Origin of the sequence: Sanguibacter sp. Leaf3 (genome assembly GCF_001425965.1) — a bacterium.
GTDB lineage: Bacteria > Actinomycetota > Actinomycetes > Actinomycetales > Cellulomonadaceae > Sanguibacter > Sanguibacter inulinus.
The window spans coordinates 284,044-305,824 of sequence record NZ_LMRH01000004.1 but is presented as its reverse complement, the minus strand read 5'-3'; the positions used below and the strand labels follow the sequence as shown (position 1 = coordinate 305,824).

Sequence of the window (21,781 nt, the reverse complement as noted above, 5' to 3'; positions counted from 1 at the left end):
GAGCAGAGCGGGTCCGTGCCGGAGCGAGCGACGGCCGCTCCCCGACGCCCTGTGCTCGACCTGCCTCCCGCGGGCGAGGTGCGCGTCGTGAACCACGGCATCCGCACCCGGTGGGTCCAAGCACGCCCTCTGACCTGCTTCGACGTACGGACGCTGCCGCTCGCGCCCTGGACAAGCCCTCCGCCCGTCGTGCAAGATCGACATGGAGACCGTTTTCCGCGGCGATGGTGCCGCACTCGACGAGGAGCCCCCACATGACACGTAGAGCACTCGTGGTGCGCGGGGGGTGGGACGGCCACTCACCGGAGGCCGCGACAGACCTCTTCGTGCCCTTCCTGCAGGCGCAGGGCTTCGTGACCGAGATCGAGACGGACAACGAGGTCTACGCCGACGCCGACCGGATGGCGGGCGTCGACCTCGTGGTGCAGTGCGTGACCATGTCGGAGATCAGCGGACCAGCCCTCGCCGGGCTGCGGTCAGCCGTCGAAGCAGGGACGGGTCTTGCCGGGTGGCACGGCGGGATCGCCGACTCCTACAGGGCGAGCTCGGACTACCTCCAGCTGGTCGGCGGGCAGTTCGCGACCCATCCGGGGCGCCACCCCGACGAGCGGCCTGGCGATGCGAGCGACAACTATCTCCGGCACACCGTGACCATCACGGCCGAGGGACGCCAGCACCAGATCACCACGGGCCTCACAGACTTCGAGCTCGACACCGAGCAGTACTGGGTCCTCCACGACGACCTGATCGACGTGCTGGCGACGACCACGCACCCGGTCCGTCCGTGGCACCCGTGGCACAGGCCGATCATCTCCCCAGCCGTCTGGACGCGGCTGTGGGGCGCGGGGCGCGTCTTCGTCGCCACGCCGGGCCACTCCCCCGAGGTCTTGGCCGACCCGAACGTCCGCACCATCGTCGAGAGGGGTCTGCTGTGGGCCAGCCGCACGGAGTCGGAATAGTCGGTCTGGGTGTCATCCTCGATGCCTACCTCGCCACGCTCGCGGAGCACCCTGGGATCCGCATCGCCGCCGTCGCCGACCTGGACGCCTCACGCGCCGAGGCCGTGGCAGCGCGGCTGCCCGACAGCCGGGCGAGCACCGTCGAAGAGCTCCTGACCTCGGACGACGTCGAGACCGTCCTCGACCTGACGACTCCCGGCGCACACGCACAGATCGCCCTGGCCTGTGCACGCAGCGGGAAGAACCACTACGGCGAGAAGCCGTTGGCCTCGACCCTCGCCGACTCCCGAGCTGTCGTCGACGCTGCCGCACGGGCAGGGGTGGGTCTGGGCTGCGCCCCGGACACCGTCCTCGGGACAGGGGTGCAGACTGCTCGGGCGGTCGTCGACGCTGGCCTCATAGGACGCCCGACGGCGGCCGTCGCGACGTGGGTCTCAGCCGGCCACGAGGCGTGGCACCCCCACCCCGACTTCTACTACCTGCCCGGTGGCGGACCGCTGCTCGACATGGGGCCGTACTACCTCACGAGCCTCGTCCACCTGCTCGGGCCTGTCGTCGCAGTGACGGGATCGGCAGGGCGGCTGCGCGACAGCCGCACGATCGGGTCCGGTCCGCGCGCGGGCGAGGTGATCCCGGTCGAGGTCGCCACGCACGTCGCCGGCACCCTGGAGCACGCAGGCGGCGCGATCTCGACGGTCACCATGAGCTTCGACGCACCTGGCACCCGGGCCCGCCCGATCGAGGTCTACGGGGAAGAGGGCGCCGTGTCGGTCCCCGACCCGAACACCTTCGGCGGGGACGTCGAGCTGCTCACCCGGGGTGGCGCCTCGTGGGAGACCGTCGCACCTCGTGCCGGCTTCGTCGACTCCTCCCGCGGGGTCGGGCTGCTCGAGATGGTCGGGGCTGCCGGGCTCGGGGACGCACCGGCGCAGGCCCGCGCGAGCGGGGCTGTCGGCCTGCACGTCATGGAGGTCATGACGGGGCTGCTCGACTCCGCGAGCAGCGGTCGTCGGACCCAGATCTCGAGCGCACCCGCTCGACCTGACCTCGTGCCGCTCACCGCAACCGCGACGTGGCGGGGCCTCTCCTGACGCAGAGCACCAGGAGAGATCTCGTCCCGTCTCAGGCGACGAGCTCGCCCCCTCTCAGGCAGCGGGCCTGTCAGCTGCCTGAGTGACAGGCTCGCCCCCTCTCAGACGAAGGGCACGGCTCGTCTCAGGCGACGGGCTCGTCACGGCCGACTGCGACGGACGACGACGTCGCCCCTGCTGCCGGTCGACCTGTCGCGGCCCACGACGCCAGCAGGGTCAGCGCGTCCGCCGACGGTGTCGACGGCGCCGCGGTGTAGACGTTCACCTGGAGGCCCGGGTCGGCGGGGAGCACCAGGGCCTCGAAGTCGAGCTCCATCCTGCCGACCACCGGGTGGCAGAACACCTTGGTCCCCGTGCGGTGGTATCTCACGTCGTGGGAGGCCCAGAGCCGCCTGAAGTCCTCGCTGCGGGTCGAGAGCTCACCGACGAGCGCCGTGAGCGACGTGTCGTAGGGGTTCCGGCCTGCCTCGGCCCGGATGATCGCGACAGAATCGTGAGCGACACGGTCAGCCTTCTCACCCCAGAAGTCCCGGGCCGGCACCGGGTCGAGGAACATGAACCGCGCGGCGTTCACGGGCCCACCGATGGTCTGCTCGGCCGACTCGAACAGCGGTGCGTAGAGCGCACGCCCGAGCACGTTGCAGCCGAGCACGTCGAGCCTGCCGTTGCGCACGAAGGCGGGGACGTCCGGCATCGCGTCGAGGATCCGCTGGACGGCAGGGCGCAAGACCGGGGCTGGTGCGCGGCGCGCCCGCGAGCGCGCAGCACCCGACGCGTTCGCGGCACGTGCCAGGTCGAAGAGGTGGCCGCGCTCCGCCTCGTCGAGCTGGAGGGCCTCGGCCAGCGCCTCGAGCACCTCCTCGGAGACCCCGCCGAGGTTCCCGCGCTCGAGCCGGGTGTAGTAGTCGACGCTGACCCCGGCGAGCATCGAGACCTCTTCGCGCCGCAGACCCGGCACCCGGCGGTGACCGCCGTAGGCCGGCAGCCCGGCGCGCTCGGGGGTGATCCGCGCGCGGCGCGTCGAGAGGAACTCGCGGGTCTCGGTCTTCAGGTCCATCCTCCGACCGTACGACCTCGTGCCCGCCCGCGGGAGGTACCAGCGGTACCCGCCACACTCATGACGCTCTCGCGCCCAGCCGCCTGCAGACCACGTCGGCTCGAAGGTCTTGAGGTACGCCGCAGGCGTGTGCGACCGTGCGTCACCGCTCGGCAGGGGACGACAACCTCCGAGACGCGCTCGCCTCGTCGCGTGCTGACGGGGGCTCGATGACAGCTTGTCAGGTGCCAGGCGCTACGACGTCAATCACGCGTCGGTTCAAGAGAACGCCGTCTGAGTCCAGAGATGCGTGACGGCGTAGGCACGCATCGGTGCCCAGTCCTCGCTGAGCCGTGCAGCCGCTGTCCCGGTCCGGACCCCGAGGGCCTTCTTGAGCACGAGGTCGTCTGCCGGGTAGGCGTCACGATCACCGAAGAGGCGCAGCGCCACGTAGTCGGCTGTCCACGGTCCGATGCCCCGCACGGCGAGCAGTGCAGCGCGGGCGGCATGCGGGTCGTCGTCCATACCTAGGAGGAGGTCGCCCGAGGCGACGGAGTGAGCGAGGGCTGACACTGTCGCTGCCCGGGCTCCGGTGAGCCCGACGATGCTACCCAGGGTGTCGACATCGACCGCTGCGACAGCCTCGGCTGTCGGGAAGGACCGGAATCCTGCTGGGGCGTCTCCCCCGAGCGCCGCGACCAGCCGCCCACCGAAGGTCCTGGCTGCACCGAGCGACACCTGCTGCCCGATCACGGTCATCGCGGCGGTCTCGAACCCGTCGACCGAGCCCAGGATCCTCAGCCCCGGGCGCGCAGCGACAAGAGGTGCGAGCGTCCCAGACTGCGCGAGGTGCGCGTCGATCTCCTCGACCTCGCGGTCGAGGTCGAGCCAGCGCCGGACTGTCGCGACGAGCCCGCCGTCGACCGGCGCGTCACCGTCGTGGTCCACAGCGCTCAGTCGGACCGATCCAGGTTCGTCCCACTCGACCGTGACGACGAGCTCGCCCCCACGAACAGTGCGCGAGTGCCGAGCAGCGAGCAGGTCGCAGGTCTCGATGCCGGGAATCGCATGGGCGGCGACGGTCCGCATCAGCGGCTCGAGGGTGATCGGGACCGTGTGCTCCAGCCGGACTGCTAGATCGTTGCTCATGACGCCGCCTCGAGCTCGAGCAGCCACCGCTTGGCGGCAGGCCCGCCGGCATACTGCCCGGTGGTGCCGTCAGAGCGCACCACCCGGTGGCACGGTACGACGAGCGGCAGAGGATTCTTCGCGCAGGCTGTGCCCACCGCGCGGACCGCACGGGGGCTACCCGCGAGTGCGGCCACCTCGGTGTACGTCGCGGTGCGCCCATAAGGAATCTCGGGGAGGTGCCGGACCACCTCTCGGCGGAAACCCGTCGTGAGGGTCAGGTCCAGCGGCAGGTCAAAGCTCCGCCGGCTGCCGGTCAGGTACTCCTCGACCTCGAAGGCCAGCCTGTCGAGCCGGGCCGGCGCACGCAGGACCCGAGGGCTCACCTTGCGGGCCAGCGTGTCGAGCACCTGGTCGAAGCCCTCGACCGCGAAGGCCAGGCGGAGGACGCCGACCTCGGTCGCTGCCAGGAGCATCTCGCCGACAGGTGTGTCGACGGTGCGGTAGGCGACGTCGAGCAGCCCGCGCTCTTGGGCGACGAGCGCCAGCCGTGCCCGCAGCACCGACTCGACGACGCTGTCCGCGTCGGTGTCCAGACCGGCGAGCTCGTCCCAGCCCAGAGCGGCCTGCTCCTTCTGCTGATTCTGCTCAGAGTCGTGCACCGTACACCTCCTCGTCCGTGGTCACAGGTCCAGCGAGTGCCGCGCGGAGCGCCCGCACCCCGTCGGCGGCGGCCCGACGTGCGGCTGCCTCGGTCCCGCCGAGCACGGCGGCGACCTCGGCGTAGGGCAGGCCACCCAGGTGGTGGAAGGCGACGCACTCCCGCTGGCGGGTAGGCAGCGTGGCAAGTGCGGCATACAGGTCGAGCCGTTCGGCCGCACCGAGCCCGGTGGTGTCCGCACGCTCAGGAACCGCCTCGACCGGGAGGGCACGTCGAGCCCTGGCGCGGAGGTGGTCGATCCCCTTGCGACGGGCGATGGTCACCAGCCACGCCTCGACGTTGGCATCCTGAGGTAGCTCCGGGTAGGCGCGCATCGCCGAGACGAAGGTCTCGGCCCACACGTCGTCGGCGTCGTCTGGGCCGACGAGGGCCCGGCACACCCGCAGGACAGCGCCGCCGTGCGCCGTGACGACGTGGTCGAAGGCCCGCTGCATCAGAAGAGCACCTCGGCGAGGCGGCGTGGGTCTTCGATCGCGAGGAGCTGCTCCTTGCGGGCGATCCCGCCCGCGTACCCGGTGAGGGTCCCGTCAGAGCCGACCACGCGGTGGCACGGCACGATGATCGAGAGGGGGTTGCGCCCGTTCGCGGCTCCCACCGCCCTCACCAGCCGGGCATCACCCAGGGCCAGCGCGAGGTCGAGATAGCTGCGGGTGGAGCCGTAGGGGATCTCGGCCAGCTGGGCCCAGACCCTGTGCTGGAAGACGGTCCCGACAGCGGCCGCCGGCACCGTGAACTCGCGACGCCCACCCGCGAAGTACTCGGAGAGCTCGCTCTCGAGCTGCCCGGCACCGTCGTCCGAAGGCTCGCCGAAAGAGTCGGGGAGGTGAGCCGCCCCCGCCATGAACAGACCGCTGAGCACTCCGTCAGTGCTCACGGCCGTCAACGGACCGACGGGCGACTCGATCACCCGGAACGTCCTCATACGATCCCCTCCCTTCCTCAAGCTGGCCTGCTCGCCAGGCGCGCGTCGGCCTGTGTCGACCCCGATGCAGCCAGATGCAGAAAGCTGCGCACATCTGACGCCGCACCGGGTGTGGACGCCGGACCATCATCCCAGTCACCCTGCAGACGTCGGCCAGAGCCGGTTCGTGAGGTCCGAGACCTGTCAGATCTCGGAGAGCGGCATCCGCACCAGCCCCCGCACCCACCCTGGAGAAAACATGGGACCTTTGACGCATGTGAGGGCGGACACACCCGCATAGCGTTGAAGACATCACATCCCCCGCACGACATCCCGATCGAAGGACCCGATGACCCTCACCGACGCACCGACCACAGTCGCCGCCGAGATCGACGCTCTCGTCGTCGCAGGCAACGCTGCGCTCGCCGAGTACGCGAGCTTCACACAGGAGCAGATCGACCACATCGTCAAGAAGGCCTCGGTCGCAGCCCTCAACCAGCACGGCGAGCTCGCCGTGCACGCCGTACGCGAGACCGGCCGCGGAGTCTTCGAGGACAAGGCCGTGAAGAACATCTTCGCGTGCGAGCACGTCACGAACTCGATGCAGAACCTCAAGACCGTGGGCGTCATCAGCCGCGACGAGCTCACCGGCATCACCGAGATCGCAGAGCCTGTGGGCGTCATCTGCGGTGTCACCCCGGTGACGAACCCGACCTCGACAGCGATCTTCAAGTCGCTCATCGCGCTCAAGACCCGCAACCCCATCATCTTCGGCTTCCACCCCTCGGCCCAGCAGTCCTCGGTCGCCGCCGCCCGCGTCGTCCGTGACGCCGCCGTCGCCGCCGGCGCACCCGCCGACTGCATCCAGTGGGTCGAGCACCCCTCGCTCGAGGCCACCAACCTGCTCATGAACCACCCGGGGGTCGCACTGATCCTCGCGACCGGCGGCAACGCGATGGTCCGTGCGGCCTACTCCTGCGGCAAGCCCGCCCTGGGCGTCGGCGCCGGCAACGTCCCGGCCTTCATCGAGCGCAGCGCCAAGCTCAAGCGCGCCGTGAACGACGTGGTCCTGTCCAAGGCCTTCGACAACGGCATGATCTGCGCCTCCGAGCAGGCCGTCATCCTCGACGCCCCGATCTACGACGAGGCCATGTCCGAGTTCGCGGTCCTGCACGCCTACCGCGTGAACGCCGCCGAGAAGGCCATGCTCGAGGAGTTCATCTTCGGGGTCCAGGCCAACGGCACCAACTGCGGCGAGGCCAAGCTCAACCCGACAGTGGTCGGCCAGAGCCCCGAGTGGATCGCCGAGAAGGCGGGCTTCTCGGTCCCCGAGGGCACGTCGATCATCCTCGCGGAGGTCTCCGAGGTCGGCCCCAACGAGCCCCTCACCCGCGAGAAGCTCTGCCCAGTGCTCGCCGTGCTGCGCGCCGACGGCGCCGAGGAGGGCATCCGCCTCTCCGAGCAGATGGTGGAGTTCGACGGCCTCGGCCACTCGGGCTCGATCCACTCCGAGGACCAGGCGATCATCGAAGAGTTCGGCTCACGCGTGAAGGCCGTCCGCATCATCACCAACGCGCCCAGCTCCCTCGGTGGCATCGGTGACATCTACAACGCCTTCATCCCCTCGCTCACCCTCGGCTGCGGCTCCTACGGCCACAACTCGGTCTCCAACAACGTGTCGGCGATCAACCTCGTCAACGTCAAGCGCATCGGCCGGAGGAACAACAACTTGCAGTGGTTCAAGGTCCCCGCCAAGACGTACTTCGAGCCGAACGCGATCCGCTACCTCGCCGACATGCGCGGCATCAGCCGGGTCACGATCGTCACCGACTCGACGATGACCCGACTCGGCTTCGTCGACAAGATCCTCGACGTCCTCAACCGTCGCGGCGACCGCGTCGCGCTGCAGATCATCGACGACATCCTCCCCGAGCCGACCGTCGACTCCGTGACGGCCGGCGCCGAGCTCATGCGGGCCTTCAACCCCGACACGATCATCGCCCTCGGTGGCGGATCGCCGATGGACGCCGCCAAGGTCATGTGGCTGCTCTACGAGCACCCCGAGATCGAGTTCGCGGACATGAAGGAGAAGTTCTTCGACGTCCGCAAGCGCGCCTTCAAGTTCCCCGACCTCGGTGAGAAGGCCAGCCTGGTCTGCATCCCGACCACCTCCGGCACAGGCTCTGAGATGACCCCCTTCGCGGTCATCACCGACCCGGTCTCGGGCAAGAAGTACCCGCTCGCCGACTACGCGCTCACTCCGACAGTCGCGATCGTCGACCCGGCACTGACCGCGATGATGCCCGGCTTCCTCGCCGCAGACTCCGGCTTCGACGCACTGACCCACGCGACCGAGGCCTTCGTCTCCGTCTACGCGAACGACTTCACCGACGGCCTGTGCCTGCACGCCATCAAGCTGATCTTCGAGAACATCGAGGCCTCGGTCAACGGCGCTCCCGGCAGCACCGAGCAGACCGTCGTCAAGGCTCGCGAGAAGATGCACAACGCCGCGACGATCGCCGGCATGGCCTTCGGCAACGCGTTCCTCGGGATCGTGCACGCGATGGCGCACGTCACCGGTTCGGCCTTCCACCTGATCCACGGCCGCACCAACGCGACGTACCTGCCGCACGTGATCCGCTACAACGGCACCGTGCCCACGAAGCTCACGAGCTGGCCCAAGTACGAGCACTACGTGGCACCCGAGCGCTTCCAGGAGATCGCCAAGCACCTTGGTCTCCCCGCGTCGACGCCGGCCGAGGGCGTCGAGTCCTACGCCAAGGCCGTCGAGGCGCTGCGTGACAAGGTCGGCATCGCCCCGTCCTTCCAGGCACAGGGCGTCGCCGAGGAGAACTTCATCGGGAGCCTCGACTCGCTCGCCATGGCTGCCTACGAGGACCAGTGCGCCCCGGCCAACCCCCGCATGCCGATGCTCGAGGACATGAAGACCATCATGGAGGCCGCGTACTACGGCACCTCCTTCGAGGCGGTCCGTGCGAGCCGTCGCGCCGCGGTCGAGACCGTCCCCGCGGTCTCGGCCACCCCTGAGGAGGCAACCCCCGTCGACGCAGCTGCAGTCGAGATCCCTGAGGACCTCGCACCTGAGGCACCGAAGAAGGGCCGCCGCCGCTGAGACGCGCTGACCGCTAGCACCACCGCAGACGGCCGACGCCCCGCTCCTCTCGTCAGGAGCGGGGCGTCGGCCGTCTGTCGAAGGCCCTGCGGGAGTTGGGACGACCCGTCGGTCACGTCGGGACTGGTCTGACCCGTCGCGGCCGGTCGGGCCCGTCACGGAGCGCAGTCAGACCGGAGCGCGGTCACGACGCGACCTGCACACCGGCTCCAGCTCCGAGACCACGAGAGGGCCCGGCCACCTGGCCGGGCCCTCTCGTGAAGACGATGCTGGGGGAAGGTCAGCTACGACCCTCGACACCCTCGGTGAACTCCCAGTGCCACGGCTCGAAGGCGCCGCTGCCACCGGCACGCGCCCAGGCGGGGTTGTCCCAGCCGTAGAGCGGTGCGTTCTCCTTGAGCCAGGCGAACTTCTCGGTTCCCTTGTAGGTCTCGGCGTTGAGGTCGACGGCGAGACCCCAGCCGTGCTCGGACTTGCCCGGGGTAGCCGCCAGGCCGCCCTTGGTCCCCTTGAGGGAGACCTGGGACGCGAGCGTCCTGTAGCCGTCGGTGATCTTCATGTTGACGCCGTACTTGGCCTTGTAGGCCTCGTTCAGCGCGATGAGCGCGTCGGCTGCGTCAGCGCGAGCGTACTGACCGGTGTCCCACAGCTCGCAGAGTCCCTCAGAGGACAGGTTGCCGTTGGTCCCCGTCGGGAGGTTGGTGATGTCGCAGCCGGAGGTGGTGAGCGAGGTGCGCTCCTCAGACCGGCTCGCGGCGGCGACGGTGCGCTGCTCGGTCGGGACGGACTGAGCGAGGCTGGCCGGCACGGCCGAGCCGCTCGACGCCGTCGCGAGGATGCTCGTCGCGGTCGGCCCCACGGCTTCCGCCTGGACCTCGGGGACGTCGACCACCTGGGGCTCGGCCCCTGACTCGGCCTGGACGTCCGTGGACACGTTCCCAGCGCCAGCCGAGATCGGCACGGCGATCGTCGCGACAGCCAGGCTCGTCAAGACGGCGGCGCGCGGGATCCAGCGGTGCGACCCGGGGGTCGGGTTGTTCACGGGTGACGGGGTGCGTCGGACGCGAGCGGGACGCCGTGACTCACGTTCTGCCGCTTCGCGGATCGCCCGTCGGGAGAGGGGAGCTTCACCTGTGACCAGGTCGGACTGCTGCTCCACTACACCTCCATCATCTCTGCGGGCCTGACCGGCAACCACCGGGCAGACGAAGCGGCCTCGCACTCCTGGTCCGGGCGGACCCGGACGAGGTGGCAAGACCGCAGTACCTCTGTCACAGAACAGTAACGAACGATCGGCCCGTTTCCAAGCCGTCTACCCACACTTCACCTGCATCTACGGTGATCAGCGTGTGGGCGGACTGTGAAGCCGCTGGTGCAGCGGACCCGTTCACCGAGCCTCGCGCTGCATGGCGTCACGTACCTCACCTACGAGCTCTTCCAAGATGTCTTCGAGGAAGACGACTCCGAGGACTGCAGAACCGTCCCAGACCCGCGCCAGGTGGGCACCGGAGCGCTGCATGGCGCGCAGCACGACCTCGACCTCGTCGTCCGGTGAGGCCTCGGCCAGGGCGCGCGTGCGCCACACCTGGAGCGGCACGTCGCGCTGGTCCTCGGTCGCGAAGAGCACGTCCTTGAGGTGCAGGTACCCGATGAGGTCGCCGCCAGGGTCGACCACGGGGAAACGGCTGAAGCCTGTCCGTGCGACGAGCCTCTCGACCTCGTCCGGGGTGCATCCCTCGGCCAGGGTCACGAGCTCGTCGAGGGGCACCATGACATCGGCGGCTGAGCGCTCCGAGAACTCGATCGCCCCGGCGAGCAGCCCCTGCTCGTCGACGAGCGAGCCCTGGGCCTGCGAGTGCTCGAGGATCGACTGGACCTCTTCGGCCGTGAAGGCCGACGCGACCTCGTCCTTGGGCTCGACCCCGGTCAGCCGCACGGCGTGGTTGGCGAGCCAGTTGAGGGCGACGATCACAGGACGCAGCAGGCGACCGACGAGCACGAGCGGCGGGCCGAACCACAGCACGGCCTTGTCCGGCCCTGAGACCGACAGGTTCTTGGGGACCATCTCGCCGAGCACGACGTGCAGGTAGACCACGAGCGCGAGCGCGAGCACGAAGGCGATCGGGTGGACGAGCGCCGAGCCGACCCCGAGCGCCTCGAGCGGGACCTCGATCAGGTGCGCGAGCGCGGGCTCGGCGATCACACCGAGCCCTGTCGAGCAGATGGTCACCCCCAGCTGGGCGCAGGCGAGCATGAGCGAGACGTGCTCCATGGCCCACAGCACGGTCTTGGCACGCTTGTTGCCGGCGAGCGCGAGCGGCTCGATGGCGCTGCGCCGCGCGGAGATGATCGCGAACTCCGCACCGACGAAGAACGCGTTCGCGGCGAGCAGCAGCGCGCCGATGGTCAGTGCGAGCCCGGAGCTCATGCCGTGTCCCCTGTCCGCAGACGCAGCCGGTCGACCCGGCGCCCGTCCATCTCTTCGACGGTGGCCGTGACGGTCCCACCCTCGTACTCCGCGTCCAGACGCACCACGTCCCCGACGACGGGCACCCGGCCCAGCCTGGCCATGACGAGCCCGCCGAGGGTCTCGTAGTCCGGCCCCTCAGGGACGCGCAGCGTCGTGCGCTCCTCGAGCTCGTCGGGCCGGAGCAGCCCGGGGACCACCCACGAGCCGTCGGAGGCGAGCAGCGCGCCGGCGCGGCGCGCGTCGTGCTCGTCGGAGACCTCACCGACGAGCTCTTCGACGACGTCCTCGAAGGTCACGACGCCCGAGGTACCGCCGTACTCGTCGACGACCACGGCCATCTGCATGCCGAAGGAGCGCAGCTCGACGAGCAGCGGGCCGAGCCGCACGGTCTCCGGCACCCGGGGTGCCTCGTCCATCAGGGCGACAGCCGGGACGTTGTCCCGGCGCTCCCGCGGCACGGAGACGGCGCGACGCAGGTGGACGAGCCCGACGATGTCGTCCCTGGAGGCGTCGATCACCGGGAACCTCGAGTGGCCGGTCCGTCGTGCCAGCTCGATCACGTCGTTGGCGGTGTCTTCACGGGCGACCACGGCTACCCGCATGCGGTCGGTCATCACGTCGACCGCCGTGAGCTCGTCGAGCTCGACGGCATTCGTGATGAGGCGGGCCGTGGAGACGTCGAGGGTGCCCACCTGGGCGGACCTGCGCACGAGCGCGGCGAGCTCGGGGGCCGAGCGCGCACCCGAGAGCTCCTCCTTGGGCTCGACACCCACGCGCCGCAGGATCGCGTTGGCCGAGCCGTTGAGAGCCGCGATGACAGGTCGCAGCAGACGGGTGAACACCCGCTGCACAGGGACCACCTGACGGGCTGTCGGCAGCGGCCGGCTCAGTGCGTAGTTCTTGGGGATCAGCTCTCCGAACAGCATGGAGAAGAAGTTGACGAGCACGAGGGACACCGTCACGGCGACCACGCCGGCGACAGTCGCGGACAGCGCGGTGCTCTCGAGCGGACCGCCGACCAGGTTCTTGATGGCCGGCTGCGCCGTGTACCCGAGCAGGATGGTCGTGATGGTGATGCCGACCTGCGCGGAGGAGAGCTCGGTCGACAGGTGCTTGACGGCACCGCGGACGCTGCGTCCGCGCCAGTCAGGGTCGTCGTCCTCGTCGTCGTCCGACCCGACGACCGCGGGGTCGAGGGTGACGAGCGAGAACTCGCTCGCGACGAAGACTGCCGTGCCGATGGTGAGGAGGACGCCGAGACCGACGAACAACCAGTCGGTCACCGTCGCTCACCGCAGACGGAGGTGAGGCCCGCGTGGTCGTCGTGCAGACCAGGCCCGGGGGGAGTCGATGTCGAGGACACGTGTCGTGACGGATGGTCGGCTGTCATCAGGATGAGAATAATAGTCGACCGGCTGTCCGCCACCCGGCGCTCTCCACAGTTCCTCCAGGGAACTCGCGCGGGTCGACCGCCGTTTCTCGTGCCGAAGAGCCCGCCGGTGTGCAATTGTGAAGGCATGTCAGTCACCTCACCGCGCCCCGACGGCTCCCCCTCAGCCGGTGCCTCGATCCTCATCGTCGAGGACGAGCCCGCGATCGCCACGGCGATCGCCCAACGCCTGGGCGCCGAGGGCTGGCGCACCGAGGTGGCCCGAGACGGCCTCAGCGGGGTCGACGCCGCCGCCCGCATGCAGCCCGACGCCGTGGTGCTCGACGTCATGCTCCCCGGGATCGACGGGCTCGAGGTGTGCCGCCGCATCCAGGCCGAGCGCCCCGTCCCGATCCTCATGCTCACAGCGCGTGACGACGAGACCGACATGCTCATCGGCCTCGGGGTCGGCGCCGACGACTACATGACCAAGCCCTTCTCGATGCGCGAGCTCGTGGCCCGCCTCAAGGCGCTGCTCCGCCGCGTCGACAGGGCCGCTCAGGCCTCCTCGGCCTCCGACGGCGCCGAGCCACCCATGGTGATCGGCGACGTCGTCATCGACCGCGCCCAGCGTCGGGTGCACCGCGCCGAGCAGGAGATCCACCTGACGCCGACGGAGTTCGAGCTCCTCGTCATGCTCGCGAGCTCGCCCAAGACCGTGCAGACGCGTGAGCGCCTGCTCGCCGAGGTCTGGGACTGGGCCGACGCGAGCGGCACCCGCACCGTCGACTCCCACATCAAGGCGCTGCGCCGCAAGCTCGGTGCGGACCTGATCCGCACCGTGCACGGGGTCGGCTACGCCTTCGAGCCGCCCGCGAGCGCCTGAGGTCTGGACACCTCGACCATGAGCTCCCCGCGCAACGTCCGCCCGCTCCGGCCGCACCTGCCGGACGTCAGGCCGCTCGACAGGTTCAAGACCCTCAAGATCAAGATGGCGATCGTCGTCGCCGCGTCGGTGACCCTCGCGGCCTTCGTCACCTGGCTCGGGCTGCGGTACAACCTCGGCCCGACGCGGACCTTCCCGCTCGCGATCGTCGCCTCGATGCTCTTCACGATGCTGCTGGCCCGCGGCATGACGTCGCCGCTGCGCGAGATGACCTCGGCCGCCCGGTCGATGTCCGAGGGCGACTACAGCCGCAGGGTGCAGGCGACGAGCCGCGACGAGGTCGGGCAGCTGGCGACGGCCTTCAACATCATGGCGGAGGACCTCGACTCCTCCGACAGGGTGCGCCGCGAGCTCATCGCCAACGTCTCGCACGAGCTGCGGACACCCGTCGCGGCCCTGCACGCCCAGCTGGAGAACCTCGTCGACGGTGTGGTCGAGCCGACCCCCGCGACCATGCAGACAGCCTTGACGCAGACCGAGCGGCTGACGCGGCTCATCGCGTACCTGCTCGACCTGTCGCGGGTCGAGGCCGGGGCCGCCGACCTCAACCTCACCGAGGTGGTCGCCAAGGACTTCCTCGAGGACGTCGTGAACTCTGTGTCGACCATCGAGGCCGGCAAGCAGCTCGCGTTCTTCGTCGACGTCGAGCCCGAGGACGCGACCTTCACTGCGGACCAGGAACGACTCCGGCAGATCTTGGTCAACCTGCTGCACAACGCGATCCGGCACTCCCCGTTCATGGGCGAGGTGAGCATCATGGCGCGCCGGACGGACGACGAGATCGTCTTCGACGTGAGCGACAACGGTCCGGGGGTCGCGGTCGAGGACCGTCAGCGGATCTTCGAGAGGTTCGCCCGCGGGGGCGCCGGGGTCAACGGGGCACCGACGGCCGGCGGGACAGGGTCCGGCGGGACCGGGATCGGTCTGGCGATCGTGCGCTGGGCGGTCGACCTTCATGGTGGGACCGTCGAGGTCGCCGACACCCTCGCCGGTGCGACGATGCGGGTCGCTCTGCCGCAGCGCCCACCGGGGGAAGGGCCTGATCCCTCGGACAGCGATGTCGTCGGCGGGGCGGGCAGCTCCGGGGCCGACACCCTCTGAGGCAGCAGTCATCACCACTTGTTATAGCCGGGCTATAACAACTACGCTGCTCCCATGACCTCCGACGACGCCGTCAGACCCCATCGACCCGCTAAGCCCGCAGACAGTCGGCCCGCTGGACCTGCCGTCGCTCCCGGCACGGTCTCGGTCCGCGGTCTCACCAAGACCTTCGGGTCCGTGACGGCCGTCGACGACCTGAGCTTCGACGTCCTGCCAGGGCGCGTGACCGGCTTCCTCGGCCCCAACGGTGCCGGCAAGACGACCACGCTGCGCATGCTGCTCGGGCTCGCCACGCCCACGAGCGGCACGGCGACCATCTCCGGACGGGCCTACGCCGACATCCCGGACCCGCTCCGCGAGGTCGGTGCCGCGCTCGAGGCGACGAGCTTCCACCCGGGGCGCACGGGCCTCGACCACCTGCGGACGTACGCCCCCTACGCGGGCGCCGACGACACGCGCTGCCACGAGCTGCTCGAGCAGGTCGGCCTGGGAGCCGCTGGACGGCGCCGGGTGGGCGGCTACTCCCTCGGCATGCGCCAGCGCCTCGCCCTCGCGACCACGCTCCTCGGGAGCCCGCGGGTGCTGCTGCTCGACGAGCCGTCGAACGGCCTCGACCCCGAGGGCATCCGGTGGCTCCGCGGGTTCTTGCGGCACCTCGCGGCGCAGGGCATGACGGTCCTCGTCTCGAGCCACATGCTCTCGGAGGTGCAGCAGTCTGTCGACGACGTGGTGATCATCGCCGGAGGGCGTCTCGTCCATGCCTCGTCGATGGCCGAGCTCAGCGCCCTCGCCTCACCCCGTGTCGCCGTGACCTCGCCTGACGGGCCAGCGCTCGACAGGCTCGCCGCCGAGCACCGGTGGCACGTCTCGAGCCGGTCGGCCGACGGCACGACCCTCGAGGTCGACCACGTGAGCACCGCGCAGGTCGGCGCCGCCGCCTTCGCCGCCGGCGTCGAGCTGCACGGGCTCCTCGACAAGACCGACAGCCTCGAAGACCTCTTCCTCAGACTCGTCCAGCCGACCACGTCAGGAGCAGCAGCATGAACGTCGCCCTGCGCAGCGAGTACAGGAAGTTCGTCACGACCCGACTCTGGTGGGTCCTCCTGCTCGTCATGGCCGCCTACATGGCCTTCATCGGGATCTTCCTCGGCTGGTCCATCGGAGCGGGGACCGCAGGCCTCGCGGTCGAGGGCAGCAGCCCGGGTGCCGACCTCGCCTCGCCCGACAGCGTCCGCAGCTCCGTGTACGGCACGGCCGCAGCCTTCGGCTACGTCTTCCCGGTGATCATCGGCGCGCTGTCGATGACGGGCGAGTACAGGCACCAGACCATCACCCCGACCTTCCTCGCGAGCCCGTCGCGCACCCGGGTGCTCGTCGCCAAGATGATCGCGGCACTGCCGATCGGCGTCGTCTACGGCGCTGTCGCCACGCTCGCGACCGTCGGCGGCGGCGCGGCCGGGCTGGCGCTCGGCGGGTCTGCGACGCTGCTCGGTGACACGCAGACGTGGACGCTCGTCGCCCGCTCTGTGCTCGCACTCACCGTGTGGGCCCCCCTGGGTGTCGCCCTCGGCTCGATCCTGACGAACCAGGTCCTCGCGATCATCGTGATCCTCGTCTACACCCAGTTCCTCGAGGCCGTGCTGCGGCTCGGCCTGACGCAGGTCGGCGACGTCGGGGCGAGCATCGCGAGCTACCTCCCGGGGGCAGCCGGCGAGGCGATCACGGGGGGCAGCGTCTTCTCCTCCGCCGGGATCGCCGACGTGCTCCCCTGGGGCGCCGGCCTGGCCGTGCTGGCGGGCTACGCCCTCGTGCTCGCCGCGATCGGCTCGCTCACGACGCTGCGGCGCGACGTGTCGTGAGCCATACCCGCCACAGACGAAGCCCGGACCCTCTTTGGGTGTTCACCAGACTCTCGTTGCCCTGGGTTTGCCATGCGGTGAAGCCCGGAGAGATCGGACGAAAGTCACTGGGCGAATAGCCCCGGTTACGGTCCGGGACGTAGGTCTTTAGGCCCTAGGCTGGGAGCGTCAGATACCGCGCGCCGCGGTAGCGATCTGTACGAAAGTGGGCGAACCCTTCCGTGTCCTCGAATGCTGAGTCAGAGTCGATCAGTGCTGTGAGTGCCATCTTCGGAGCCAACGAGTGGCTGGTCGACGAGCTGTACGAGCAGTTCCTCGCCGACAAGAACGCCGTCGACCCTGCGTGGTGGGACTTCTTCGAGAGCTACACCCCGGGAGAGGCGAGCCCCGACACCTCGTCGATCGGCGGCGCGCCCGCAGGCAGCGCCCCGCAGGCAGCCCCGGCTCCTGCAGCCCAGCAGCCTGCCTCGACGCCGGCACCTGCAGCCCCCGCCCAGCAGGCCCCGGCCGAGAAGGCCAGCGCCGCAGCAGCAGCCCCGCGCACCCACGGCGAGCAGGCCGCCCGCCAGGCGCAGAAGGTCCAGAAGGCCGCCGAGTCGCAGGAGGCCGCCGTGCACGCAGACTCCCCCACCCAGCCCCCCGTCGCCACGGCCCAGCCAGCGACGGCCCCCTACGCCGAGGTCGCGAAGGTGCGGACCTCCCCGTCGGCGACCGAGGGACAGGACGACGTCCAGAAGCTCCGTGGCCCCGCGGCCCGGGTCGTCTCCAACATGGAGGCCAGCCTCACGGTCCCCACCGCGACGTCGGTGCGCGCCGTGCCGGCCAAGCTCATGGTCGACAACCGCATCGTCATCAACAACCACCTCGTCCGCGGTCGCGGTGGCAAGGTCTCCTTCACGCACCTCATCGGCTTCGCGCTCGTCGAGGCCCTCAAGGAGATGCCGTCCATGAACGCGAGCTACGCGCTCGTCGACGGCAAGCCCTCGGTGATCCAGCCGGCGCACGTGAACTTCGGTCTCGCGATCGACCTCCCCAAGCCTGACGGCACCCGCCAGCTCCTCGTCCCGAGCATCAAGGCTGCCGAGACGATGGACTTCGCGCAGTTCTGGGCCGCCTACGAGGACATCGTCCGCCGCGCCCGCAACAACAAGCTCACGGTCGAGGACCACCAGGGCGCCACCATCTCGCTGACCAACCCGGGCACGATCGGCACCGTGCACTCCGTGCCGCGCCTGGTCACCGGCCAGGGCGCCATCATCGGCGTCGGTGCCATGGACTACCCGGCCGAGTTCGCCGGGGCCTCGCTCGAGCAGCTGTCGAAGATGGCGATCTCCAAGGTCCTCACCATCACCTCGACCTACGACCACCGCATCATCCAGGGCGCGCAGTCGGGTGACTTCCTGCGGATCCTCGGCCTCAAGCTCATCGGTGAGGACGGGTTCTACGACCGCGTCTTCGCCTCGCTGCGGGTCCCCTACGAGCCCGTGCGCTGGGTCCGCGACAACACCGTGGACGCCGACGCCGAGGCCGCCAAGCCGGCGCGCATCGCCGAGCTCATCCACTCCTACCGCTCGCGCGGCCACCTCATGGCCGACACCGACCCCCTCGCGTACCGCCAGCGCAAGCACCCGGACCTCGACGTCCAGACGCACGGCCTGACGCTCTGGGACCTCGACAGGGTGTTCCCGGTCAACGGTTTCGGCTCCAAGCCCAAGGCGACGCTGCGCGACATCCTCGGCCTGCTGCGCGACTCCTACTGCCGCACCATCGGCGCGGAGTACATGCACCTCGCCGACCGCACGCAGCGCAAGTGGCTCCAGGCCCGCCTCGAGGCCGGCTACGAGCGCACCCCGCGCGAGGAGCAGCTGCGCATCCTGCGTCGCCTCAACTCGGCCGAGGCCTTCGAGACCTTCCTGCAGACGAAGTTCGTCGGGCAGAAGCGCTTCTCCCTCGAGGGTGGCGAGTCGGTCATCGCGCTCCTCGACGGCGTGCTGTCGGGCGCTGCCGACGCCGGCCTCGACGAGGTCTGCATCGGCATGGCGCACCGCGGTCGCCTCAACGTCCTCGCGAACATCGCGGGCAAGAGCTACGCGCAGATCTTCTCCGAGTTCGAGGGCAACCAGGACCCGCGCACGGTCCAGGGCTCGGGCGACGTCAAGTACCACCTGGGCACGGAGGGCACCTTCACCTCCGAGTCGGGCGCGACCACCAAGGTGTACCTCGCGGCCAACCCCTCTCACCTCGAGGCCGTCGACCCTGTCCTCGAGGGCATCGTCCGCGCCAAGCAGGACCGCATCGACCTGGGCGGCGACGGGTTCTCCGTCCTGCCGATCCTCATCCACGGCGACGCGGCGTTCGCAGGCCAGGGAGTCGTCACCGAGGTGCTCAACCTCGCCCAGCTGCGCGGGTACCGCACAGGCGGCACCATCCACGTGGTCATCAACAACCAGGTCGGCTTCACCACCGGGCCGTCGTCCTCGCGCTCCACGCTGTACTGCACCGACGTGGCCAAGGGCCTCCAGGTGCCGATCTTCCACGTGAACGGCGACGACCCCGAGGCCGTCGTGCGCGTCGCACAGCTCGCCTTCGAGTTCCGCGAGGAGTTCGACCGCGACGTCATCATCGACATGGTCTGCTACCGCCGCCGCGGTCACAACGAGGGCGACGACCCCTCGATGACCCAGCCGCTCATGTACAACCTCATCGAGGCCAAGCGCTCGGTCCGCAAGCTCTACACGGAGAACCTCGTGGCCCGCGGCGACATCAGCGTCGAGGAGGCCGAGCAGGTCCTCCAGGACTACCAGGCCCAGCTCGAGCGCGTCTTCACCGAGACCCGCGAGGGTGGCTACACCCCGCCCGCCAACTCCGACCCTGTCGCCGGTCTCGAGCGCCCTGAGTCCCAGCGCGAGGACGCCGGCACGATGGTCGGCTGGAAGACCGCGACCGACCAGTCGGTGCTCGACCGCATCGGGCAGGCGCACGCCACCCCGCCGGCCGGCTTCACGGTGCACCCCAAGCTCGCGCAGCTCCTCGAGAAGCGTGCGGCGATGTCCTCCGAGGGTGGCATCGACTGGGGCTACGGCGAGATCCTCGCCTTCGGCTCGCTGCTCATGGAGGGCACGCCGATCCGCCTCGCCGGCCAGGACTCGCGCCGCGGGACCTTCGTGCAGCGCCACGCCGTGATGCACGACCGCGAGACGGGCGCCGAGTGGACCCCGCTGCTCTACCTCTCGGGCGACCAGGCGAAGCTCTGGGTCTACGACTCCTCGCTCAGCGAGTTCGCGGCCCTCGGCTTCGAGTACGGCTACTCGGTCGAGCGCCCCGACGCACTCGTGCTGTGGGAGGCGCAGTTCGGCGACTTCGTCAACGGCGCGCAGACGATCATCGACGAGTTCATCTCCTCGGCCGAGCAGAAGTGGGGCCAGAACTCCTCGGTCGTCCTCCTCCTCCCGCACGGCTACGAGGGCCAGGGACCGGACCACTCCTCGGCCCGCGTCGAGAGGTTCCTCCAGCTCTGCGCCGAGGACAACCTCACGGTCGCGTTCCCGAGCACCCCGGCCTCGTACTTCCACCTGCTGCGACGTCAGGCCTACGCCCGTCCGCGCCGCCCGCTCGTGGTGATGACCCCGAAGTCGATGCTGCGCCTCAAGGCCGCCGCCTCGCCGACCGAGGACTTCACGAGCGGCACCTTCCGCGAGATCATCGCCGACGACCTCGCCGAGGCTTCTGCCTCGTCGGTCGACCGGGTGCTGCTCTGCTCGGGCAAGGTCTACTACGACCTGCTCGCGCACCGCGTGAAGAGCGGCGACAGGTCGACGGCGATCGTGCGTCTCGAGCAGCTGTACCCGCTCGAGGGCGAGATGCTCCGCGAGGCGCTCGCGCCCTTCGGTGACGCCGAGGTCGTCTGGGTCCAGGACGAGCCCGAGAACCAGGGCGCGTGGCCCTTCATCGCGCTCAACGCCCCGGAGGCCATCGGCCGCGAGATGCGCGTCGTCTCGCGCACGGCGTCGGCCTCGCCGGCGGCCGGCTCGGCCAAGAAGCACCTCGCCGAGCAGACCGACCTGGTCGAGCGCGCCTTCGCCCGCTGACCCGGCTGCACGACCGCTCCACGTGGACGGGCGCACGACACGCGAAGGCGTGGCGGGCGCCCGTTCCGCGTCTGGCGCGCCGACCTGACGGAGAATGGGCTCAGCAGCCGTGACAGGCTCAGCACGACCGGACGCCCGGCATCCCTCGCCGTCCCCCAGCACCGAACGACCAGGAGCACCCGTGACATCGCCAGGCCAGGACCAGCTCCGCATCTGCGTCGTCGGAGACGAGCTCGCCGCAGGCGTCGGGGACCCGAAGGGCCTCGGCTGGCTGGGCCGGGTCACAGCCCGCACCCACTCCCCAGCGCTCACCATGGTCTTCCCGCTCGTGGTCCCCGGCGAGACGACGACAGCGCTCAGCGCCCGCTGGGAGGGCGAGTTCAACCGCCGGGCGACAGGTGCTCCCGAGGTCGACCACAGGCTCGTGATCGCACTCGGCCGCGCTGACGTCGACGCCGACCTGTCGGTCGCCCGCAGCCGCCTCAACCTCGCGAACATGCTCGACGTCGCCGACTCCCGGCGCATCCCGGCCTTCGTCGTCGGCCCGCCCCCCGGTGCGGACGCCGACCGCGAACGGCTCGCCGAGCTCTCGTCAGCCTTCGGGGACGTGGCCAACCGCCGCCGCGTGCCCTACGTGGACACCTTCACCCCCCTCGTCGACCACGAGCAGTGGCTCGGCGACATCGCCGCCAACGGCGTCCCCTACCCGGGCCAGGCGGGCTACGGGCTCATGGCGTGGCTCGTCCTGCACACGGGCTGGTACGGCTGGTTGGGTCTGCCGGACGACGACGCGTCAGCCTGAGGGCTCGCGGACGGCTGCTAGGGGGCAAGCACCGTGCGCCCATCGGTGACACACCCGGCGACGCGTCGCACAGCGCCGTGACACATGACGAGAGCCCGTCCCCTGAGGGGCGGGCTCTCGTCGTGCGAGCGTCTGGTCCGGTCAGGCAGGATGCTCAGACCACCTGACACCGACCGC

17 protein-coding genes are annotated in these 21,781 nt (G+C 70.1%); 9 read left to right on the top strand and 8 right to left on the bottom strand.

All coding sequences use genetic code 11. The features are described 5' to 3' along the window. Window positions 1-254: 254 nt before the first annotated feature. Both ASG53_RS18810 and ASG53_RS18805 read left to right on the top strand, forming a co-directional pair. A complete protein-coding gene (locus tag ASG53_RS18810) occupies window positions 255-959 on the top strand; it encodes a ThuA domain-containing protein (RefSeq protein ID WP_056136917.1) in 705 nt (234 codons plus the stop codon). Further along, the gene (locus ASG53_RS18805; protein WP_056136915.1) at window positions 932-2,050 is read left to right on the top strand and encodes a Gfo/Idh/MocA family protein; all 1,119 of its coding nucleotides are present in this window, start codon (window positions 932-934) and stop codon (window positions 2,048-2,050) included. The genes ASG53_RS18810 and ASG53_RS18805 overlap by 28 nt, the downstream gene beginning before the upstream one ends. 124 nt (window positions 2,051-2,174) lie before the next feature. On the opposite strand, the gene ASG53_RS18800 is transcribed toward ASG53_RS18805, so the two are convergent. The 5 genes from ASG53_RS18800 to ASG53_RS18780 all read right to left on the bottom strand — a co-directional run bounded on the left by ASG53_RS18800 (window position 2,175) and on the right by ASG53_RS18780 (window position 5,857). After that, window positions 2,175-3,107 (bottom strand): helix-turn-helix transcriptional regulator, encoded by a 933-nt coding sequence (locus ASG53_RS18800; RefSeq protein WP_056136913.1) that lies wholly within the window; start codon window positions 3,105-3,107, stop codon window positions 2,175-2,177. Window positions 3,108-3,365: 258 nt separating this feature from the next. Then, window positions 3,366-4,235: a DNA-3-methyladenine glycosylase family protein gene (locus tag ASG53_RS18795; protein WP_056136911.1), complete on the bottom strand. Its 870-nt coding sequence runs from the start codon at window positions 4,233-4,235 to the stop codon at window positions 3,366-3,368. After that, the gene (locus ASG53_RS18790; RefSeq protein WP_056137171.1) at window positions 4,232-4,834 is read right to left on the bottom strand and encodes a methylated-DNA--[protein]-cysteine S-methyltransferase; all 603 of its coding nucleotides are present in this window, start codon (window positions 4,832-4,834) and stop codon (window positions 4,232-4,234) included. The genes ASG53_RS18795 and ASG53_RS18790 overlap by 4 nt, the downstream gene beginning before the upstream one ends. Window positions 4,835-4,862: 28 nt before the next feature. After that, complete coding sequence (locus ASG53_RS18785) at window positions 4,863-5,369, bottom strand: RNA polymerase sigma factor (protein WP_056136909.1); 507 nt, start codon at window positions 5,367-5,369, stop codon at window positions 4,863-4,865. Continuing rightward, on the bottom strand, window positions 5,369-5,857 hold the full coding sequence (locus ASG53_RS18780) for a methylated-DNA--[protein]-cysteine S-methyltransferase (RefSeq protein WP_056136907.1): 489 nt from the start codon (window positions 5,855-5,857) through the stop codon (window positions 5,369-5,371). The genes ASG53_RS18785 and ASG53_RS18780 overlap by 1 nt, the downstream gene beginning before the upstream one ends. A gap of 328 nt (window positions 5,858-6,185) precedes the next feature. On the opposite strand from ASG53_RS18780, the gene adhE reads away from it, so the two are divergent. Next, window positions 6,186-8,969, top strand: coding sequence for a bifunctional acetaldehyde-CoA/alcohol dehydrogenase (adhE, locus tag ASG53_RS18775; RefSeq protein ID WP_056136906.1), 2,784 nt, complete (start codon window positions 6,186-6,188; stop codon window positions 8,967-8,969). Window positions 8,970-9,249: 280 nt separating this feature from the next. Here the strand turns inward: adhE and ASG53_RS18770 are convergent, their stop codons facing one another. From ASG53_RS18770 to ASG53_RS18760, 3 genes are all read right to left on the bottom strand, one after another. After that, a complete protein-coding gene (locus tag ASG53_RS18770; protein ID WP_162246179.1) occupies window positions 9,250-10,011 on the bottom strand; it encodes a M15 family metallopeptidase in 762 nt (253 codons plus the stop codon). Between the two features lie 345 nt (window positions 10,012-10,356). Further along, a complete protein-coding gene (locus tag ASG53_RS18765; RefSeq protein ID WP_056136902.1) occupies window positions 10,357-11,397 on the bottom strand; it encodes a hemolysin family protein in 1,041 nt (346 codons plus the stop codon). Next, window positions 11,394-12,722 carry a hemolysin family protein gene (locus ASG53_RS18760; RefSeq protein ID WP_056136900.1) on the bottom strand — a complete coding sequence of 443 codons (1,329 nt, stop codon included), beginning with the start codon at window positions 12,720-12,722 and terminating at the stop codon, window positions 11,394-11,396. The genes ASG53_RS18765 and ASG53_RS18760 overlap by 4 nt, the downstream gene beginning before the upstream one ends. Before the next feature lie 234 nt (window positions 12,723-12,956). On the opposite strand from ASG53_RS18760, the gene ASG53_RS18755 reads away from it, so the two are divergent. The 6 genes from ASG53_RS18755 to ASG53_RS18730 all read left to right on the top strand — a co-directional run bounded on the left by ASG53_RS18755 (window position 12,957) and on the right by ASG53_RS18730 (window position 21,604). Beyond that, on the top strand, window positions 12,957-13,694 hold the full coding sequence (locus ASG53_RS18755; protein ID WP_056136898.1) for a response regulator transcription factor: 738 nt from the start codon (window positions 12,957-12,959) through the stop codon (window positions 13,692-13,694). Window positions 13,695-13,712: 18 nt separating this feature from the next. After that, complete coding sequence (locus ASG53_RS18750; protein WP_056136896.1) at window positions 13,713-14,855, top strand: HAMP domain-containing sensor histidine kinase; 1,143 nt, start codon at window positions 13,713-13,715, stop codon at window positions 14,853-14,855. 54 nt (window positions 14,856-14,909) lie between these two features. Further along, window positions 14,910-15,899, top strand: coding sequence for an ABC transporter ATP-binding protein (locus ASG53_RS18745; protein WP_082544228.1), 990 nt, complete (start codon window positions 14,910-14,912; stop codon window positions 15,897-15,899). Further along, window positions 15,896-16,714: an ABC transporter permease gene (locus ASG53_RS18740; RefSeq protein WP_056136894.1), complete on the top strand. Its 819-nt coding sequence runs from the start codon at window positions 15,896-15,898 to the stop codon at window positions 16,712-16,714. Before ASG53_RS18745 ends, ASG53_RS18740 begins: the two co-directional genes overlap by 4 nt. A 257-nt stretch (window positions 16,715-16,971) precedes the next feature. Continuing rightward, a complete protein-coding gene (locus ASG53_RS18735) occupies window positions 16,972-20,802 on the top strand; it encodes a multifunctional oxoglutarate decarboxylase/oxoglutarate dehydrogenase thiamine pyrophosphate-binding subunit/dihydrolipoyllysine-residue succinyltransferase subunit (RefSeq protein WP_156382895.1) in 3,831 nt (1,276 codons plus the stop codon). Window positions 20,803-20,983: 181 nt separating this feature from the next. Continuing rightward, window positions 20,984-21,604 (top strand): GDSL-type esterase/lipase family protein, encoded by a 621-nt coding sequence (locus tag ASG53_RS18730; RefSeq protein WP_056136890.1) that lies wholly within the window; start codon window positions 20,984-20,986, stop codon window positions 21,602-21,604. Window positions 21,605-21,781: the final 177 nt, after the last annotated feature.

Excerpts from the sequence above, each read along its gene's own strand:
- ASG53_RS18810 (WP_056136917.1), top strand. The coding sequence starts at position 255 with ATGACACGTAGAGCACTCGTGGTGCGCGGGGGGTGGGACGGCCACTCA.
- ASG53_RS18800 (WP_056136913.1), bottom strand. The coding sequence starts at position 3,107 with ATGGACCTGAAGACCGAGACCCGCGAGTTCCTCTCGACGCGCCGCGCG.
- ASG53_RS18795 (WP_056136911.1), bottom strand. The coding sequence starts at position 4,235 with ATGAGCAACGATCTAGCAGTCCGGCTGGAGCACACGGTCCCGATCACC.
- ASG53_RS18785 (WP_056136909.1), bottom strand. The coding sequence starts at position 5,369 with ATGCAGCGGGCCTTCGACCACGTCGTCACGGCGCACGGCGGCGCTGTC.
- ASG53_RS18780 (WP_056136907.1), bottom strand. The coding sequence starts at position 5,857 with ATGAGGACGTTCCGGGTGATCGAGTCGCCCGTCGGTCCGTTGACGGCC.
- adhE (WP_056136906.1), top strand. The coding sequence starts at position 6,186 with ATGACCCTCACCGACGCACCGACCACAGTCGCCGCCGAGATCGACGCT.
- ASG53_RS18765 (WP_056136902.1), bottom strand. The coding sequence starts at position 11,397 with ATGAGCTCCGGGCTCGCACTGACCATCGGCGCGCTGCTGCTCGCCGCG.
- ASG53_RS18755 (WP_056136898.1), top strand. The coding sequence starts at position 12,957 with ATGTCAGTCACCTCACCGCGCCCCGACGGCTCCCCCTCAGCCGGTGCC.
- ASG53_RS18750 (WP_056136896.1), top strand. The coding sequence starts at position 13,713 with ATGAGCTCCCCGCGCAACGTCCGCCCGCTCCGGCCGCACCTGCCGGAC.
- ASG53_RS18745 (WP_082544228.1), top strand. The coding sequence starts at position 14,910 with ATGACCTCCGACGACGCCGTCAGACCCCATCGACCCGCTAAGCCCGCA.
- ASG53_RS18740 (WP_056136894.1), top strand. The coding sequence starts at position 15,896 with ATGAACGTCGCCCTGCGCAGCGAGTACAGGAAGTTCGTCACGACCCGA.